Genomic DNA, 17,736 nt, shown 5'->3' with positions numbered 1-17,736 from the left:
GGATGCCTGGTCCCACGGGTCACGAAAAAGCCCCGACCCCACCCGCGAGCTGCGGGAACGGGTCGGGGTCTCCGTGGTGACGGCGGGGTCGCTCAGACGCCGATGGCGACGGTGGGTTCGCCGGACGGGATGCCGTCCTTCTCCATCTGCTCGGCGATCTTCAGGGCCTCCTCGATGAGGGTCTCCACGATCTTCGACTCGGGGACGGTCTTGATGACCTCGCCCTTCACGAAGATCTGGCCCTTGCCGTTGCCGGAGGCGACGCCCAGGTCGGCCTCGCGGGCCTCGCCGGGGCCGTTGACGACGCAGCCCATGACGGCGACGCGCAGCGGGACCTCCATGCCCTCCAGGCCCGCCGTGACCTCCTCGGCCAGCTTGTAGACGTCGACCTGGGCCCGCCCGCAGGACGGGCAGGAGACGATCTCCAGGCGGCGGGGCTTGAGGTTCAGCGACTCCAGGATCTGGTTGCCGACCTTGATCTCCTCGACCGGCGGGGCGGAGAGGGAGACGCGGATGGTGTCGCCGATGCCCTCGGAGAGCAGGGCGCCGAAGGCGACGGCGGACTTGATGGTGCCCTGGAAGGCGGGGCCGGCCTCGGTGACGCCGAGGTGCAGCGGGTAGTCGCAGGCGGCGGCGAGCTGGCGGTAGGCGTTGACCATGACGACCGGGTCGTTGTGCTTGACCGAGATCTTGATGTCGCCGAAGCCGTGCTCCTCGAAGAGGGAGGCTTCCCACAGCGCGGACTCGACGAGCGCCTCGGGGGTGGCCTTGCCGTACTTCTTGAGCAGTCGGGCGTCGAGGGAGCCCGCGTTGACGCCGATCCGGATCGGGGTGCCCGCGGCCTTGGCCGCGTGCGCGATCTCCTTGACCTTGTCGTCGAACTGCTTGATGTTGCCGGGGTTGACGCGGACGGCGGCGCAGCCGGCGTCGATCGCGGCGAACACGTACTTCGGCTGGAAGTGGATGTCGGCGATCACCGGGATCTGCGACTTCTTGGCGATCACGGCGAGCGCGTCGGCGTCGTCCTGCGTCGGGCACGCCACACGGACGATGTTGCAGCCGGAGGCGGTGAGCTCGGCGATCTGCTGGAGGGTGGCGCCGATGTCGGAGGTGCGGGTCGTGGTCATCGACTGCACCGAAATGGGTGCGTCTCCACCGACGGCCACGGAACCGACCTGGATCTTGCGACTGACCCGTCGGACGGCGAGCTTCGTCGGCACGGACGGCATTCCGAGAGAGATGGCAGTCATCTGCTGTGCAACCCCAAGGTGTGGATCAAGGTCCCGAGATCGGCGGGCTCCAGGCTTCGAGATTACGCCAATCAGCACGGGACCCGTGCATCGCCGGGGGTGCGCCACCCGAACGCGAGGGGCCGGGCACGATGTGTGCCCGGCCCCCTACGCATGGTCGTACGACTTTCGCATGAGCGGTCGATCCGCAGATCGGACCGGACGCGTCAGGTGATCTTGATCGGGTTCACCACGTCGGCCACGAGCACCAGCAGGGTGAAGCAGACGAAGACTCCCGCGACCACGTAGGCCAGTGGCATCAGCCGCGCCACGTCGAACGGACCGGGGTCCGGCCGGCGGAAGACGCGGGCCACGTTGCGGCGTACCGACTCCCACAGCGCGCCCGCGATGTGACCGCCGTCGAGCGGCAGCAGGGGCAGCATGTTGAACAGGAACAGCGAGAGGTTGAAGCCCGCCACCAGGTTCAGGAAGATCACCAGGATGTGGGTGGGCGGCAGGTCCAGGGTGAAGATCTCGCCGCTGACCCGGGCGGCGCCCACGATGCCCATGGGGCCGTTCACGTCGCGCTCGGCCCCGTTGAAGACGGAGTTCCACAGAGCCGGGATCTTGGACGGGAGCGCGACCAGGGACTCGACCCCGGACTCCATCATGTCGCCCATGCGGGAGACCGCCTGCGGGAAGGACTGCTCCACGTAACCGCTGGCCGGCGCGAAGCCGAGGAAGCCCGCGGTGACGTACTGGTCCTTGACGTACTCGCCGCGACCGTCGGTCTTGGCGACCGTGTTCTCGATCAGGGTGGGCTTCAGGTCGACCAGTCGGCCCGCGCGCTCCACGGTGACGGTGGCCGGGCCGACGGTGGCGCGGATGTCCTTCTGGAGCGCCGACCAGTCGTCGACCCTCCTGCCGTTGAACGCGACGATCTTGTCGCCCTGCAGCAGGCCCGCGGCCTTGGCGGGGGCCACCGGGTCGCCGGCGGCGCACTTGTCGCGCTTCTCGCTCTGCTGGAGCACGCAGTCGGACACGCTGCTGACCACGGTGGTCTGGGTGTTGACGCCGAAGGTCATCAGCGTGGCCAGGAAGATCGCCACGGCCAGGACCAGGTTCATGAACGGCCCGGCGAACATCACGATCACGCGCTTCCACGGCTTGCGCGTGTAGAACAGCCGCGTCTCGTCGCCGGGCTGGAGCTCCTCGTACGCGGCGGAGCGCGCGTCCTCGATCATCGAGCGGAAGGGCGACGTCGAGCGGGCGGTGACCTTGCCGTCCTCGCCGGGCGGGAACATCCCGATCATGCGGATGTAGCCGCCCATCGGGATGGCCTTGATCCCGTACTCCGTGTCGCCCTTCTTCCGCGACCAGACGGTCCTGCCGAAGCCGACCATGTACTGGGGCACGCGGATGCCGAACATCTTGGCCGTGGAGAGGTGGCCGAGTTCGTGCCAGGCGATGGAGACCAGCAGGCCGACCGCGAAGACGACCACACCGATCAAGGTCAGCAGTATCGTCATGCGCTCGCCTCCACGGCGGCGCGTGCCGCCATCTCCCGTGCCCGGGCCCTGGCCCAGGTCTCCGCTTCAAGGACGTCCCGGACGGTCAGGGAAGTTCCCGCCTCCGGCGTTCCGTGCTCATCGACCACAGCCGAGACCGTATCCATGATTGCTGTGAACGGCAGCCGACCGGCCAGGAAGGCGGCCACGCACTCCTCGTTCGCCGCATTGAACACGGCCGGGGCGGAGCCGCCCAGGGCGCCCACGTGGCGGGCCAGTCCCACCGACGGGAAGGCCTCGGTGTCCAGGGGGAAGAACTCCCAGGTCGACGCCTTGGTCCAGTCGAACGCCGGGGCCGCGTCGGGGATCCGCTCGGGCCAGCCGAGGCCGATCGCGATCGGACCGCGCATGTCCGGCGGGGTGGCCTGCGCCAGGGTGGAGCCGTCCGTGAACTCGACCATCGAGTGGACGTGGGACTGCGGGTGGACGACGACCTCGATGCGGTCGAAGGGGATGTCGTAGAGCAGGTGCGCCTCGATGACCTCCAGCCCCTTGTTGACCAGGGTCGCCGAGTTGATGGTGATGACCGGGCCCATGGCCCAGGTGGGGTGCGCCAGCGCGTCCTGGACGGTGACGTGGGCCAGTTCGGCACGGGTGCGGCCGCGGAAGGGGCCGCCGGAGGCGGTGACCACGAGCTTGCGCACGTCGGCCCGGGTGCCGGCGGCGAGCGCCTGGAACAGCGCGGCGTGCTCGGAGTCCACCGGGATGATCTGGCCGGGCTTCGCCAGCGCCTTGACCAGGGGACCGCCGACGATCAGCGATTCCTTGTTGGCCAGGGCGAGGGTCCGGCCGGCCCGCAGGGCGGCGAGGGTGGGCGCGAGGCCGATGGAGCCGGTGATGCCGTTGAGCACGGTGTGGCACGCGGACGCGGCCAGTTCGCTCGCCGCGTCGGGACCGGCCAGGATCTCCGGCAGCGGCTCGCCGCCGCCGTACTGGGCGCTCAGCGCCTCTTTCAGGGCCGGTACGGCGTCCTCGTCGGCCACGGCGACCGTGTCGACCCGCAGCAGCCGGGCCTGCTCGGCCAGCAGCGCGACGCGCCCGCCGGCGGCGGACAGCGCCGTCACGCGGAAGCGGTCCGGATGGCGCAGGGCGAGGTCGATGGCCTGGGTCCCGATGGACCCGGTCGACCCGAGGATGACGATGTCCCGGCGGCCGACCGCGGGGTCGAAGAGGAGGTGCGGATCGGCGAGGGGGGCTGGGCTGTCGCTCATGCTCCCATTGTTGCCGCAACTCAGGCGCGGTTGGACACGGAGTCCCCTTGAATCACGCCGGCCAACAACTCCGGCAGCGTCCCGGCGAAGTCGGGGAGCGCCCGGGCGGCCCGCCACCAGGCGTCCGCGTCCGCGCCGAGGGCCTCGGCGAACAGCCGGTCCGCCTCGGCGCGGGCCGCGTGGACGGCCTCGGGACGGTCGTGGCGGTCGGGGTGGTCGATGTCGCCGAGCCAGTGGTCCTCGTCCAGGGCCCAACAGGCGGGCACCTTGTGGCGGATCACGTCGGCCCCGGTGAGCAGGCCCCGGTCGAGGCAGTCACGGACCCATCGGATGTCCTCGCTGACCTGCTCCATCGGCACGGCCAGGCTGACCAGGGCCAGTTCGCGTTCCACCCCGCCGACCGGTTCGGGGCCGGTGTGGGCGCCGGCGGGCGGGGTCTCCCGCGCGGCCACCAGCTCGACCAGTTCGGGCAGCGGGCCGTCGAAGCCGACGGCGTGCCGGCTCAGGATCGGCCACCAGCGCGGGTCGTCACCCAGGGTGGGGCGCAGCACCCGGCGCACGGCGGACCGGACCTCGGCCTGTTCGGGCACGTTCCAGCGCAGCCCGCCCGGACCGGCGGGCAGGTTCGCCAGGAGCAGGGTCCGCTCGGCGGGAGCCACTCGGGAGACCAGCTCGTCGCAGGTCAGGAGCCCCATCCGGACGGCCCGTACGGCGGGGCGGTACCAGCGGCGCCCGTACGTCTCCCCCGGCGTGCCGGCGAGCAGCGCGACGGACACGTCCAGGGGCAGGGCGCCGACCAGGAGCAGCGCCTCGATCGCGCCGGGCGGCAGCGGGTCGCGGGCGTGCCGGGCGCGCAGCAGCTCGGGGTCGAGGGTGTGCGGCAGCCGCAGCAGGGTGAGGGGGAGTCGGGGGCGGGCGCCGTGCGCGCGCAGCAGCCCGATCAGTTCGTCGGTGTCCAGCGGGCCGGGGCCGACGCCCAGGGCCGCGAGGAGTTCCGGGCCGGGCGCGGGGCGGGCCGCGTACCGCGCGGGTCCGGGCAGACCCGGCAGCGGGCGCCCGAACACGCGCGGGTTGCGGGCGACGGTCCGTCGGTCCTCGTCGCCGCCGTGCCGCAGCACGAGCGTGACGAGGGAGGCGGGCAGGTACTCGTCGCGGAGCAGGTACTTGCGGGTGGTGTCGTCCAGCCGGCCCGTCAGGTCGGCCGTGACGGGGTCCGGTGCGTGGCGCAGCAGGTGTGCCACGCACCAGGCCAGCCGTCGGCTGTGACGGTCTTCCTCGGCCATCGCCATCGTTCCCGTCCGCCTCGTGCTCGTGCCGGTACTCGTCCTGTGCGCGGGGCCGGTCACTCGGTCGTTCGGATCGCTCCTCGTGGTCCGGGCCCGCCTTGATCCTCGCAGGTCAGCGCAGCGGGCGGTGGACGTTTTCGCGGGTGGACGGGCCCGGTGTGGCGTCGGCGATCCACGGGCCGTCGCCCGAGGGGTCGAGGATGCCCTCCTCCAGCCAGGTGTAGGTGCCGGACAGCACGCCGGCGACGACCTTGCCGTCCAGGTCGTCGGTGTTGGACCAGAGCCGGCCGAAGAGTTCCTCGACGCGGATCCGGGACTGCCGGCAGAAGGCGTCGGCGAGTTGGTAGGCCTCGCGGCCGTGGTCGCCGGTCGCCCGCAGGTGCTCGGCGCGCACACAGGCGGCGCTCATCGCGAAGAGTTCGGCGCCGATGTCCACGATCCGGCCGAGGAAGCCCTGCTTCGTCTCCATCCGCCCCTGCCAGCGGGACATGGCGTAGAACGTCGATCGGGCGAGTTTGCGGGAGGTCCGCTCGACGTAGCGCAGGTGGGTGGCGAGGTCGGGGTGGCCGTCGGGGTGGAACTCCCGGTAGGTCCCCGGCACCTGACCGGCCCCGGTGGCCAGCCTGGGCAGCCAGCGCGCGTAGAACCCGGCCGCCCGGGCGCCGGCCTTCGCCTTGTCGCCGATCGCCTTCTCGGGGTCGATGAGGTCGCCGGCCACCGACAGGTGGGCGTCCACCGCCTCCCGCGCGATGAGCAGGTGCATGATCTCGGTCGAGCCCTCGAAGATCCGGTTGATGCGCAGATCGCGGAGCATCTGTTCGGCGGGGACGGCCCGCTCGCCGCGGGCGGCCAGCGACTCGGCCGTCTCGAAGCCGCGTCCGCCGCGGATCTGGACCAGTTCGTCGGCCATCAGGCAGGCCATCTCGGAGCCGTACAGCTTCGCGAGGGCGGCCTCGATGCGGATGTCGTTGCGGTCCTCGTCGGCCATCTGGGAAGCGAGGTCGACCACGGCCTCCAGGGCGAAGGTGGTGGCGGCGATGAAGGCGATCTTGGCGCCGACCGCCTCGTGCCGGGCCACCGGCCGACCCCACTGCTCGCGCACGCCCGACCACTCGCGGGCGATCTTCAGACACCACTTGCCGGCGCCGACGCACATGGCGGGCAGCGAGAGGCGTCCGGTGTTCAGGGTGGTGAGCGCGATCTTCAGACCGGCGCCCTCGGCGCCGATCCGCTGGGTCGCGGGGACCCGCACCTGATGGAAGCGGGTGACGCCGTTCTCCAGACCGCGCAGGCCCATGAAGGCGTTGCGGTGCTCGACGGTGATGCCGGGCGAGTCCGCCTCGACCACGAAGGCGGTGATCCCGCCCCGGTGGTTCTCGCTCTTCGGCACCCGGGCCATGACGACGAGCAGGTCGGCGACCACCCCGTTGGTGGTCCAGAGCTTCACCCCGTCGAGGAGGTACCCGTCGCCGCTCTCGTCCGGTACCGCCGTGGTGGCCAGTCGCGCCGGGTCGGAGCCCACGTCGGGTTCGGTGAGCAGGAAGGCGCTGATGGCGGTGGTGGCGCAGCGGGGCAGGTAGGTGTCCTTCTGCTCCCGGGTGCCGAACATCTTGAGGGGCTGGGGGACGCCGATCGACTGGTGGGCGGAGAGCAGGGCCCCGATGGCGGGGCTGACCGAACCGACGAGTGCGAGCGCCTTGTTGTAGTACACCTGGGTGAGGCCGAGGCCCCCGTACTTCGGGTCGATCTTCATCCCGAGTGCGCCGAGTTCCTTCAGTCCGCGCACGGTCTCGTCGGGGATCCTGGCCTCGCGTTCGATGCGGGCCCCGTCGATCTCGGTCTCGCAGAACTGCCGCAGCCGGGCCAGGAAGGCCTCGCCGCGCCGGACGTCCTCGTCGGCGGGCTGCGGATGGGGGTGGATCAGGTCGAGCCGGAACCGCCCGAGGAAGAGTTCCTTCGCGAAGCTGGGCTTGCGCCAGTCCTGTTCCCGGGCCGCTTCCGCGACCTGCCGTGCCTCGCGCTCGGTCACCTTGGGCTGAGTGCCGCTGGGCTGTGTTGCGGACATGAGAGGGGACTCACCTCGCCGCCGAAGTCGGTTGACTTTCCGGATACCGGTCGGTGCTACCTGGTGAGTGGTACCCGTTTCGTGCGCCCTGAAAAGGGGCGTCCGGCCGGGTGGGCGAAAAGGAGACGGCCGGAGCCCCCGCACAGTGGGCTCCGGCCGTCGGCTCGTGGCGGTACGAGTGCGCTCAGATGTCCAGGCCGGTGAGGACCAGGACCCGCTCGTACGTGTAGTCGTCCATGGCGTAGCGGACGCCCTCGCGACCGACACCGGACTGCTTGACGCCGCCGTACGGCATCTGGTCGGCGCGGTAGGACGGCGCGTCGCCGACGATCACACCGCCGACCTCCAGCTCGCGGTGCGCGCGGAACGCGACCTGGATGTCACGGGTGAACACGCCGGTCTGCAGACCGAACTTCGAGTCGTTGACGGCGGCGAAGGCCTCGTCGACCCCGTCGACCTTCCGCAGCGTGAGGACCGGCCCGAAGACCTCCTCGACGGCGAGCGTGACACCGGCCGGCAGGTCGGCGACGACGGTGGGCTCGTACGAGGCACCCTCGCGCTTGCCACCGGTGAGCAGCTTGGCGCCGGCGGAGACGGCCTCGTCCACCCAGGACTCGACGCGCTGGGCGGCGGCCTCGGAGACGAGCGGACCGACGTCGGTCGCGGAGTCGGACGGGTCACCGGTGACCTGCGCCCGGACCTTCTCGACGACCTTCTCGACGAGGCGGTCGTAGACGGAGGCGTCGGCGATCACGCGCTGCACCGAGATGCAGGACTGGCCGGCCTGGTAGTTCGAGAAGGTCGCGATGCGGGTCGCGGCCCATTCGAGGTCGGCCTCCGAGGACCAGTCGGCGAGGACGACGGCCGCGGCGTTGCCGCCGAGCTCCAGCGTGCAGTGCTTGTGGGGCACCGACTGCTGGATGGCGTAGCCGACCGTGTCGGAGCCGGTGAAGGAGATGACGGGCAGGCGCTCGTCCTTGACCAGGGCGGGCATCTTGTCGTTCGCCACGGGCAGGACGGACCAGGAGCCGACCGGCAGGTCCGTCTCGGCGAGCAGCTCGCCGAGGATCAGGCCGGAGAGCGGGGTGGCCGGGGCCGGCTTCAGGATGATCGGCGCGCCGACGGCGATGGCGGGGGCCACCTTGTGGGCGCACAGGTTCAGCGGGAAGTTGAACGGCGCGATGCCGAGCACGGGACCCTTGACGAAGCGGCGGGTCAGCGCGAGGCGGCCGACGCCACCGGCGTCGGTGTCGAGGCGCTGGGCCTCTCCCCCGTTGAAGCGGCGGGCTTCCTCGGCGGCGAAACGGAACACGGACACCGCACGGCCGACCTCACCGCGCGCCCACTTGATGGGCTTGCCGTTCTCGGCGGAGATCAGCTGGGCGATCTCCTCGGTGCGCTCGGCGAGCCGCTTGGACACGTGGTCCAGGGCGGCGGCCCGTACGTGGGCGGGGGTCGCGGAGAACTCCGCCGTCACGGCGTGCGCCGCGGCCACGGCCTCTTCGACCTGTGCGTCGGTCGGCACGCTGACGGAGCCGACCAGGCGACCGTCCCACGGGGAGTGGACGTCGAAGCTGTCCTCGCCGGTGGCCAGGCGGCCGGCGAGCCAGAAGGCGTGGGTGGAAGTCATGCGAATCCCGGCCCTTCGGAGTTGTGCGGTGGGGGTCCTTGTCCCCACCACCGTAGGACTCCGCGGAGGATTCGTTGTTTGTCCGGCATGGAGTACACGGAGGTCGACCCGCGCCGCTTTGTCAGTGTCGGGGCCGCTCGCGCGGGCCGGGCGCCACTCGCCACTCTGCCGAGCCGGCCTAGGAGACGGTCGAGGCGGCCTTCAGGGCGAGCCAGAGTTCCATCCGGACGTCCGGGTCGTCCAGCGAGCGGCCGAGGATCTCCTCCACCCGCTTCATCCGGTACCGCAGCGTGTGCCGGTGCACGCCCAGGTCCACCGCCGCCGCGTCCCACTGGCCGTGCCGGGAGAGCCAGGCCTGAAGCGACGCCACCAGGTCGCCCCGCCCCTTCGCGTCGTGTTCCCGCAGGGCCCGCAGAGTGCCGTCCGCGAAGGCCCGTACCGCGTCGTCGGCCAGCAGCGGCAGCACCGACCCCGCCGCCAGGTCCTCGTGCTCCACCATCGCCCGGCCGCGCCGCCTGGCCACGGCGAGCGCCTGGTCCGCCTGTTTGAAGGCCGCCGCCACTCCGGCGGGTCCGGCCGTGCCCGACAGTCCGATCACCAGTTCGTCGGGCTCGGGCCCGGTCGTGTCCCGGCCGCGCCGCGCCTCCAGCAGTTCCGCGTGCTCCGCGCAGGCCCGTGCCGCGGAACCCGCCTCGGCCGCCAGGACCACCAGCCGCCCCTCCTCGGGCACCACCAGCAGCGCCTCGCCGGTACGGGCCGCCGCCGACTCCACCGCGTCGGCCAACTGGGCGAGGCCCTCCGGTTGGGCCGTCCCCGTCAGGGCCGGCTCGGCCACCACGATCCGGAACGGGGACTCCAGGAGCGCCCCGTACAGATCCCCGGCGACGGCCAGCGCACGCTCCGCCTCGCCGACCATCAGCATCCGCAGCACGGCGGCCCCCAGCCGGGACTCCGCGTCGTGCAGGGAACGGGACCGCTCGGTGGTGAGTGTCAGCAGGGCCACCGCCGAGTGCACGGCGTACCGCTCCGCCGTGCCCAGCGGGGCGCCGGTGCCGACCGCGAGCGCGCCCCGCGCCCGCCGCCCCGTACCCAGCGACTGGAGTTCGACGCGGTCGTCGGAGCCGCCCACCACCGCGCTCGCGGGCGCCGGCCGCTCCCGCAGCCGCTCCACGTCCGGGGTCAGCCGGGCCGCCCGGCGGGCCGCCCAGTCGGGGGCCGCCGCGACCACCGCGCCCGAGGTGTCGTACAACGCGGCCCATCCGTGTACGTGCGCCGCCAGCTTCGTCAGGAGTTCGGCGGGGCCGTCGGCCGACAGGGCGGCGCGGGTCAGCTCCCGCTGCGCCTCGAAGCCGGCCGTCACGGCCCGGTACTGGTCTGCCGCGAGGGCCGCCGAGACCGCCTTGCTGATGGCGAGGAACGGGGTGCGGCGCGGCACCTCCAGCAGCGGCAGGTCCTCCGCCGCCGCCGCCTCGACCAGGGCCCGGGGGATCGCCTCGTAGTTGACGCCGATCGCGAAGCCGATGCCGACGACGCCGGAGGCCGAGAGCCTCCGTACGTACCGCCGCATCTCCTCGGGGTCCTCCGCGTCCAGTTTCATCGCGGTGATCAGCAGCAGTTCGCCGCCCTCCATGTAGGGGACGGGGTCGGCGAGCTCGCTGACGTGGGCCCAGCGCACGGGCGTGTCGAGGCGGCCCTCCCCCGCCCGGACGCTGAGCTTGAGCGCCGAGTGCTGGACGAGCGAGGCGAGGGTGAGCGGCATCGGGTACCAGGGGCCTTAGACGGAGGAGTGGGGCGGCGGGAAGGCCGGGCACGGAGCGGGGGGTGGGTCGCCGTGTCGGGCACGGAGCCTGTCACCGGGTCGGGCGAAGGGTATTTCGCCGTGTCGTATGAACGACTCCCCTCGATTCTGCCACCTCGTACGGGTCCGCTCAGCTCGATCCGGCCAGCCTGACCAGCAGGGGCGCGGCCCGCTCCCCCCGGACCGAGGTCAGCGAGAGCACGGCGTGGTCCGGTGGCACGGCGTGCGCCAGGTCGGACGCCGACCAGCGCTCGCGCTCCACCTGCCGCACGGTCACCGCGTCCGTGGTCACGGCCTTGCCCGTGACCAGCTTCCGGAAGGCGTGGATGGCCCGGGTCAGCGGCTGGTCGGCGAAGACCGTCCGGTGGGTGACGTCCCGCGTCTCCACCCACTCCGTGCCCCAGGCCTCGGCGAACCGCTTCCCGTCCCAGGTGGTGACCCCGGAGAAGGCCATCCGACAGCCCACCGCGCCCAGCAGCGGGGTCCGCAACCCGTCCGGCACGTCGTCGAGGGTGCGCAGCGTCAACAGCACCCCCGCGTTCGCCGACCTCAGCCGCTGCACCCCGCGCACGGTCTCCGGGGTCAGGGTGTGCGAGGCGTCGTCGAAGGCGAGGAACGCGAAGAGCGAGCGGTCCGTGCGGGCCGCGACGGAGGCGTTGAACTGGGCGAGCAGCAGCCGTGCCAGCATCCGCGACGCGCCGGCGTGCCCCCGCTCGGGCAGGTCCACCCGGACCCGGATCGGATGCTCCATCGCCCGCACCGAGAACGGCCGGCTCTGTCCGGAGGTGTCGAAGAACCCGTGGAAGGCGGGCCGGTCCAGCAGGGCCAGCCGGTCCGCGAGCGCCGGAGCGGGATCGCCCGGGGCCCCGCGCTGCCGGCTGCGGGCATCGAGCTCGCGCAGCATCGCGGGCTGCCCGGCGGCCTCCAGCTCCCGGCGCAACGCGTCCGACGCGTCGCCGGCGGGGTCGAGGAGGTCGCGCAGCTCCGGCACGGAGGGGAAGCGCCCGCGGGCCGTGTGGAACGGCCCGAGCAACTGGGCGAGGGCCGTCGCGGCGCGCCGCACCTCGGCCCCCGGGACGTCCCCGACGAACGCCTCGGCGAGCAGACCGGCCGCCTCGTCGGGGTCGGTGGCACCGCCGTACAGGTCGAGGTCGTGGACGGACTCCGGATCGCCGATCCGGACCACGATGTCGTACGCCGAGTCCGGGCCGAGCCGGGCACCCGCCGAACCGACGGCGACGACGGCCGCCTGCCCGGCCAGCGCCTGGAGCGCCAGGGCCTCCACCACGGGGCGGACCAGGTGACGGGTCTTGCCGGAGCCGGAGGGCCCGACGGCCACCAACGAGGTGCCGAGCACCTCCGGATCGAGGGCGAGCGCGGTCCCGCGCCGGGCCCAGGGATTGCGCTCCCCGTCCTCCACCGTGCCCAGCAGCACCTGCCGGGTCAGCAGATCGTGCCGCGCGGCCCGCACGGGCAGGTCCCGCGCCCCGGAGGGATGCACACAGGCCCCCGCGCCGTTGCTCCGAACCGCGTCGGCGAAGGCCCGCGCACGCGAGGGATCGACGCGCACGGACTCCCAGGCACGGCGGATCCGGGCGTAGTCCACGTCGTTCATCCGCCCGGCCCCGATCTCCCCGCCCAGCCGATCGGCCACCTCCCCGAGCCCGGCGCCGCGGATCTCGCTGAAGGCGACGGGGTCTTCGGGGGTGGGGGGGCGACCTGCGTGGACGGACTATCCGCATCCGTCACCGGTACAGGCCCGCGGCCCAGTCGAACGAAGAAGACGATTACGGGAGCCGCGGCCACCACGTACACGAGGCAGACGACCAGTTTCTTCAGGCCGTCACTCATGTCCTTGTAGGGAAGGTGATCCGCCAAGAGGCCCAGCACCGTCAGCGTGTTCGTGAAGATCAGCATCAGGACGAACCACGCCCCCACCAAGGCCCCCGCAGCCCTCGCGCGGCCCCCGCGAGCCCCCACGAGGCGGTCGAACGCAAGACGCCACGACCCGAGCCTGCTGAACCACACCACCAATCCGGCGGTGAGCAGAAGCATGTACGCCTGAAAACCGGCGGCACCCCGGCCGTCGACCGGGTCACCGCCCAGCTCCCACCAATCGTTCGGGGTGAAGAGCTTGAGCGGGACGTCGAAATAGGGGATGTAGCCGTTGGTCAGTAGCGACCACAGCAGTACGCACGCCAGGAACGAGATCACCGCCCCGGTCAGCAGCGCGCGGTCCGTCGCCGGATCGGTACGGCCCGTCTGGCGTGGTTGATGTCCGAAGCGCCAGACACCCGGCTCGGCCTTCGGGCGCGGTGTGCGCGCCCAGTCCGCCAGCGGGGCGCCGGCCGCGTGCCCGGCCCCCGCCCCAGGCGCGTGGGTCGGTTTCGGGGGGACTCCCGGCGGGCCCGCCGGTCTCGGCACGTGGTCCGCGCGGAGCGACTGTCCCTCGTACGCACCGTCGGTGTTCATGAACCCCTGCCCCCTGCCCGTTCACTGCGCTGCGCTGCGCGCTCAATCTAGTGGCCGCGGGCGCCCCGGGGCCCGTACCCCGTCATGATCCACACGACACGCGCCGTCGCAGCGGCAGTGCCGTCCCGGACACGCGCCGCGGCCGCCCTATGGCCGTCCCGGACAAGGACACGCGCGCACCACTCCCTAACGGAGCATGCAGGACCACCGTCCCCGGGCCTAGCCTGCGGACAAAGACACAAGTGCGTCCGAAAACACCCCCAGGAGCCCCCTATGACCGCTGTCCCGCAGGAGCGCCGCATCGTCACCGCGATCCCCGGCCCCAAGTCGCAGGAACTGCAGGCTCGCCGCCTGGCGACGGTGGCCGGTGGCGTGGGCTCCGTGCTCCCCGTCTTCACGGCCCGCGCGGGCGGCGGCATCATCGAGGACATCGACGGCAACCGCATGATCGACTTCGGCTCCGGCATCGCCGTGACCTCGGTGGGCGCCTCCGCCGAGGCGGTCGTGCGCCGCGCCTCCGCGCAGCTCGCCGACTTCACCCACACCTGTTTCATGGTCACGCCGTACGAGGGTTACGTAGAGGTCTGCGAGGCCCTGGCCGAGCTGACCCCGGGCGACCACGCCAAGAAGTCCGCGCTGTTCAACTCCGGCGCCGAGGCCGTCGAGAACGCGGTCAAGATCGCCCGCTCGTACACCAAGCGTCAGGCCGTCGTCGTCTTCGACCACGGCTACCACGGCCGTACGAACCTGACGATGGCGCTGACCTCGAAGAACATGCCGTACAAGCAGGGCTTCGGTCCGTTCGCGCCCGAGGTCTACCGCGTCCCGGTCGCCTACGGCTACCGCTGGCCCACCGGCGCCGAGAACTGCGGCCCCGAGGCCGCCGCGCAGGCGATCGACCAGATCAGCAAGCAGATCGGCGCCGACAACGTCGCCGCGATCATCATCGAGCCGGTCCTCGGCGAGGGCGGCTTCATCGAGCCGGCCAAGGGCTTCCTCCCGGCGCTGGTGAAGTTCGCCAACGACAACGGCATCGTGTTCGTCGCGGACGAGATCCAGTCGGGCTTCTGCCGTACCGGCCAGTGGTTCGCGTGCGAGGACGAGGGCATCGTCCCGGACCTGATCACCACCGCCAAGGGCATCGCGGGCGGCCTGCCGCTCGCCGCGGTGACGGGCCGCGCCGAGATGATGGACTCCGTGCACGGCGGTGGCCTGGGTGGCACCTACGGCGGCAACCCGGTGGCGTGCGCCGGCGCCCTCGGTTCGATCGAGACCATGAAGGAGCTCGACCTCAACGCCGCGGCGAAGAAGATCGAGTCCGTCATGAAGACCCGCCTGACGGCCATGCAGGAGAAGTACGACATCATCGGCGACATCCGCGGCCGCGGCGCCATGATCGCGATCGAGCTCGTCAAGGACCCGGTCTCCAAGACCCCGTTCCCGGAGGCCGCCGGCGCGCTCGCCAAGGCCTGCCACGCCGAGGGCGTGCTCGTCCTCACCTGTGGCACCTACGGCAACGTGCTCCGCTTCCTCCCCCCGCTCGTCATCGGCGAGGACCTGCTGAACGAGGGCCTGGACGTCATCGAGGCCGCATTCGCGGGCATCTGAGCGATTACCCGAACACAGTGACCCACCCCTACCGGCGGTAACGGTCGGACACTGTGAAGAACGTGTGGGGGGCCGATGGCGGGAGCGCGATCCCGCTGCCGGCCCCCTTCGGGTTGGCGTACGGTTTCTGCAGATGAGTGAGACACCCCGCTCACGGGAAACCGAGGGCGACACCAGTACCGGGCTTCCCCAGCGCCGTATTGGGCATGCGTTCGCGCACACTCCTCACCGATCGGACAGCCGTTCGCCCCAAACCCCCCGGGGCGCCCGGCAACCCGATCCGGGCGGCCGTCCCGGAACCATCCCCCCTGTTCCGGGACGGCCGGCCACTTCTCTCGCGCCCTTCGGAGCCCTCTGCGCCCTCTGCGCGGTGCTCTTCGCGCTCATCACCTGGCAGGTTCTCGTCTCCGGGCCGCTGCTGGTACCCGACGAGGAGTTCAGCCGCGCCGTCGTCCGCACGGTCCCCGACTCCGTCACCGAGCGCCTCTCGGACCTCGGCAACATCCCGGTCGCCCTGCCCGTCCTGGCCCTGGCGATGGCGTACGCCGCCTGGCGCGGCCGTCGCCGCGCCGCCCTGACGGCGGGGCTGGCCATGATCGCGGTGCCCGCGCTGGTCGTGCCCCTCAAGGAGTGGACCGCCCGACCGGGCCCCCTGGAGCCCTGGGCCGCCGGCTACTTCCCCTCCGGCCACACGGCCACCTCCCTCGTGGCGTACGTGGGCGCGGCCCTGCTGATCGCCCCGTACACGCGGCGGCGCTGGCCGGTGCCCCTCGCGCTCGCCCTGACCGCGCTGACGGCGGTGGGCCTGGTCCTGCGCGGCTTCCACTGGCCGTTGGACGTGGTGGCCAGCGTCTTGATGTGCACGCCCCTGCTGCTCGTCGTCCGCCGGGCGGCGCGGACCGGCGGACGACGGGAAGCCGACGGACAGCACGACCACGAGACCGACGGAGAGGTCGACGGAGAGGTCGACCGGGCCGGCTGAACCCGAGCCGGAAGAGCTGCTCGGGCCGCCGAACCCCGCATCCGCCCGTCAGCCGCCGAAGTACCCGTCGAAGTTCCGGGAGAACTCCCAGCCCCCGAAGCGGTCCCAGTTGATCGACCAGGTCATCAGGCCGCGCAGGGCCGGCCAGGTGCCGTGGGTCTGGTAGGTCCCGCAGTCGGTCTTCCTCGTCAGGCAGTTCAGCGCCTTGTTCACCTCCGCCGGCGAGGTGTGGCCGTTGCCCGCGTTGGTCGTCGCCGGGAGGCCGATGGCGACCTGGTCCGGGCGCAGGGCCGGGAAGACCCGGGCGGTGTTCCCGGCGACCGGGAAGCCGGTGAGCAGCATGTCGGTCATGGCGATGTGGAAGTCGGCGCCGCCCATGGAGTGGTACTGGTTGTCGAGGCCCATGATCGAGCCGGAGTTGTAGTCCTGGACGTGCAGCAGGGTGAGGTCGTCGCGCAGGGCGTGGATGACCGGGAGGTAGGCGCCGGCGCGCGGGTCCTGGCCGCCCCAGGGGCCCGAGCCGTAGTACTGGTATCCGAGTTGGACGAAGAAGGTCTCGGGGGCCATGGTCAGGACGAAGTCCGGGCCGTACTTGGCCTTGAGGGTCTTGACGGCGGAGATCAGGTTGACGATCACCGGGGTGGTGGGGGCGCGGAAGTCGGTGTCGCCGGTGGCCAGGGAGAGCGAGTGGCCCTCGAAGTCGATGTCGAGGCCGTCGAGCCCGTACTCGTCGATGATCCTGCCGACGGAGGAAACGAAGGTGTCGCGGGCGGCCGTGGTGCCCAGTTGGACCTGGCCGTTCTGGCCGCCGATGGATATCAGGACCTTCTTGCCGGCCGCCTGTTTGGCCTTGATGGCCGCCTTGAACTCCGCGACCGATTCGACGTTCGGGCACTCGGTGACCGGGCACAGCGAGAAGCGGATGTCGCCCGAGGTCACCGAGGTCGGTTCACCGAAGGCCAGGTTGATGACGTCCCACGACGCGGGCACGTCCGCCATCCGCACGTAGCCGGAGCCGTTGGCGAAGCTCGCGTGCAGGTAGCCGACCAGGGCGTGGGCGGGCAGTCCCGGGTTGCCCGGGTCGCCGCCTCCCCCACCGGTGGTGGTCACCGTGACGGGGGCGCTCTTCGGGGACTCGCCCGCCGCGTTCACCGCGCTGACCTGGAAGGTGTAGGCGGTGGACGCGGTCAGGCCGGTGATCGTCGCCGAGGGTCCGGTGACGGTCAGCGCGGCGGCGCCCGCGCGGTGGACGCGGTACGACGTGGCGTTCTGCGCGGCCGCCCAGGAGAGATTCACCGCGCTCGACGAGGCGGCGGACGCGGTGAGGCCGGTGGGGGCGGCCGGGGGCTGGGGTTGGGTCTGGCCCGGGTCCGGGCCGACGAGGGTGACGTCGTCCGTGAAGTGGGCCGGCTGGCCGTACCAGCCGTGCGTGTACACCGTCACCGAGGTGGTGGCGGCGCCCGTGCGGAAGGTGGTGCTCAACTGCTTCCAGGCGCCCGGGCTCTGCGTCCAGACGGACACGTCGGTGGTGCCGGTCCCGGACGCGCCGAGGTAGACGTACGCGCCCTGCACCCAGGCGCCGAGCGTGTACGTGGAGTCCGGCTTGACGGTGACGGTCTGGGCACAGCGCGCGTTGTCCTGGCCGGCCGGGGTGGCCTTGAGGGCGGAACTTCCGCCGTGGACGGGGGCGGTGACGGCCGCGGCGCCGCCGCCCGGGCAGTTCCAGCCGTCGAGTCCGGCCTCGAAGCCACCGTTGCGTGCCAGATCGGTGTCGGCGGCCGCGGCCGGCGGGCCCGCGGCGAGGAGACCGGCCACCGCGAGGGCGGCGGCCGTAAGGAGGGACAGGGTTCCGTTGGCGACCCTGCGGGGTCCGCGCACAACTGCCTC

General features: G+C 72.1%; 12 protein-coding genes. 2 read left to right on the top strand and 10 right to left on the bottom strand.

Annotation, left to right across the window (positions count from 1 at the left end):
- Positions 1-92 precede the first annotated feature (92 nt).
- The 9 genes from ispG to ACQEVM_RS08635 form a co-directional block, all read right to left on the bottom strand.
- Complete coding sequence (ispG, locus tag ACQEVM_RS08675) at positions 93-1,250, bottom strand: flavodoxin-dependent (E)-4-hydroxy-3-methylbut-2-enyl-diphosphate synthase (protein ID WP_053675232.1); 1,158 nt, start codon at positions 1,248-1,250, stop codon at positions 93-95.
- A gap of 206 nt (positions 1,251-1,456) precedes the next feature.
- Entirely contained in the window at positions 1,457-2,758 is a 1,302-nt protein-coding gene (locus tag ACQEVM_RS08670) for a M50 family metallopeptidase (RefSeq protein WP_433076587.1), read from the bottom strand.
- A complete protein-coding gene (gene dxr, locus ACQEVM_RS08665; protein WP_433076585.1) occupies positions 2,755-4,008 on the bottom strand; it encodes a 1-deoxy-D-xylulose-5-phosphate reductoisomerase in 1,254 nt (417 codons plus the stop codon). Before dxr ends, ACQEVM_RS08670 begins: the two co-directional genes overlap by 4 nt.
- Before the next feature lie 20 nt (positions 4,009-4,028).
- Positions 4,029-5,291 carry a hypothetical protein gene (locus ACQEVM_RS08660; RefSeq protein ID WP_433076583.1) on the bottom strand — a complete coding sequence of 421 codons (1,263 nt, stop codon included), beginning with the start codon at positions 5,289-5,291 and terminating at the stop codon, positions 4,029-4,031.
- A 115-nt stretch (positions 5,292-5,406) separates the two neighbouring features.
- Positions 5,407-7,359, bottom strand: a complete 1,953-nt coding sequence (locus tag ACQEVM_RS08655) for an acyl-CoA dehydrogenase family protein (RefSeq protein ID WP_433076581.1) — start codon at positions 7,357-7,359, stop codon at positions 5,407-5,409.
- Positions 7,360-7,543: 184 nt separating this feature from the next.
- Positions 7,544-8,989, bottom strand: a complete 1,446-nt coding sequence (locus tag ACQEVM_RS08650) for an aldehyde dehydrogenase family protein (RefSeq protein ID WP_433076579.1) — start codon at positions 8,987-8,989, stop codon at positions 7,544-7,546.
- A 178-nt stretch (positions 8,990-9,167) separates the two neighbouring features.
- Positions 9,168-10,748, bottom strand: coding sequence for a PucR family transcriptional regulator (locus ACQEVM_RS08645; protein WP_433076577.1), 1,581 nt, complete (start codon positions 10,746-10,748; stop codon positions 9,168-9,170).
- A 169-nt stretch (positions 10,749-10,917) separates the two neighbouring features.
- Positions 10,918-12,441, bottom strand: coding sequence for an ATP/GTP-binding protein (locus ACQEVM_RS08640; RefSeq protein WP_433076575.1), 1,524 nt, complete (start codon positions 12,439-12,441; stop codon positions 10,918-10,920).
- Positions 12,399-13,001 (bottom strand): hypothetical protein, encoded by a 603-nt coding sequence (locus ACQEVM_RS08635; RefSeq protein WP_433076573.1) that lies wholly within the window; start codon positions 12,999-13,001, stop codon positions 12,399-12,401. Before ACQEVM_RS08635 ends, ACQEVM_RS08640 begins: the two co-directional genes overlap by 43 nt.
- Positions 13,002-13,532: 531 nt before the next feature.
- Here ACQEVM_RS08635 and gabT point away from each other — a divergent pair.
- Both gabT and ACQEVM_RS08625 read left to right on the top strand, forming a co-directional pair.
- Positions 13,533-14,867 (top strand): 4-aminobutyrate--2-oxoglutarate transaminase, encoded by a 1,335-nt coding sequence (gene gabT, locus ACQEVM_RS08630; RefSeq protein WP_433076571.1) that lies wholly within the window; start codon positions 13,533-13,535, stop codon positions 14,865-14,867.
- 370 nt (positions 14,868-15,237) lie between these two features.
- Positions 15,238-15,849: a phosphatase PAP2 family protein gene (locus tag ACQEVM_RS08625; RefSeq protein ID WP_433076569.1), complete on the top strand. Its 612-nt coding sequence runs from the start codon at positions 15,238-15,240 to the stop codon at positions 15,847-15,849.
- Between the two features lie 48 nt (positions 15,850-15,897).
- On the opposite strand, the gene ACQEVM_RS08620 is transcribed toward ACQEVM_RS08625, so the two are convergent.
- On the bottom strand, positions 15,898-17,694 hold the full coding sequence (locus tag ACQEVM_RS08620; RefSeq protein ID WP_433079894.1) for a chitinase: 1,797 nt from the start codon (positions 17,692-17,694) through the stop codon (positions 15,898-15,900).
- Positions 17,695-17,736: the final 42 nt, after the last annotated feature.

Source organism: Streptomyces sp. CA-243310, from assembly GCF_050936775.1.
Classification (GTDB): domain Bacteria; phylum Actinomycetota; class Actinomycetes; order Streptomycetales; family Streptomycetaceae; genus Streptomyces.
Note: the sequence above shows the minus strand (reverse complement) of the source record. Positions and strands in the feature narration are given on the sequence as shown.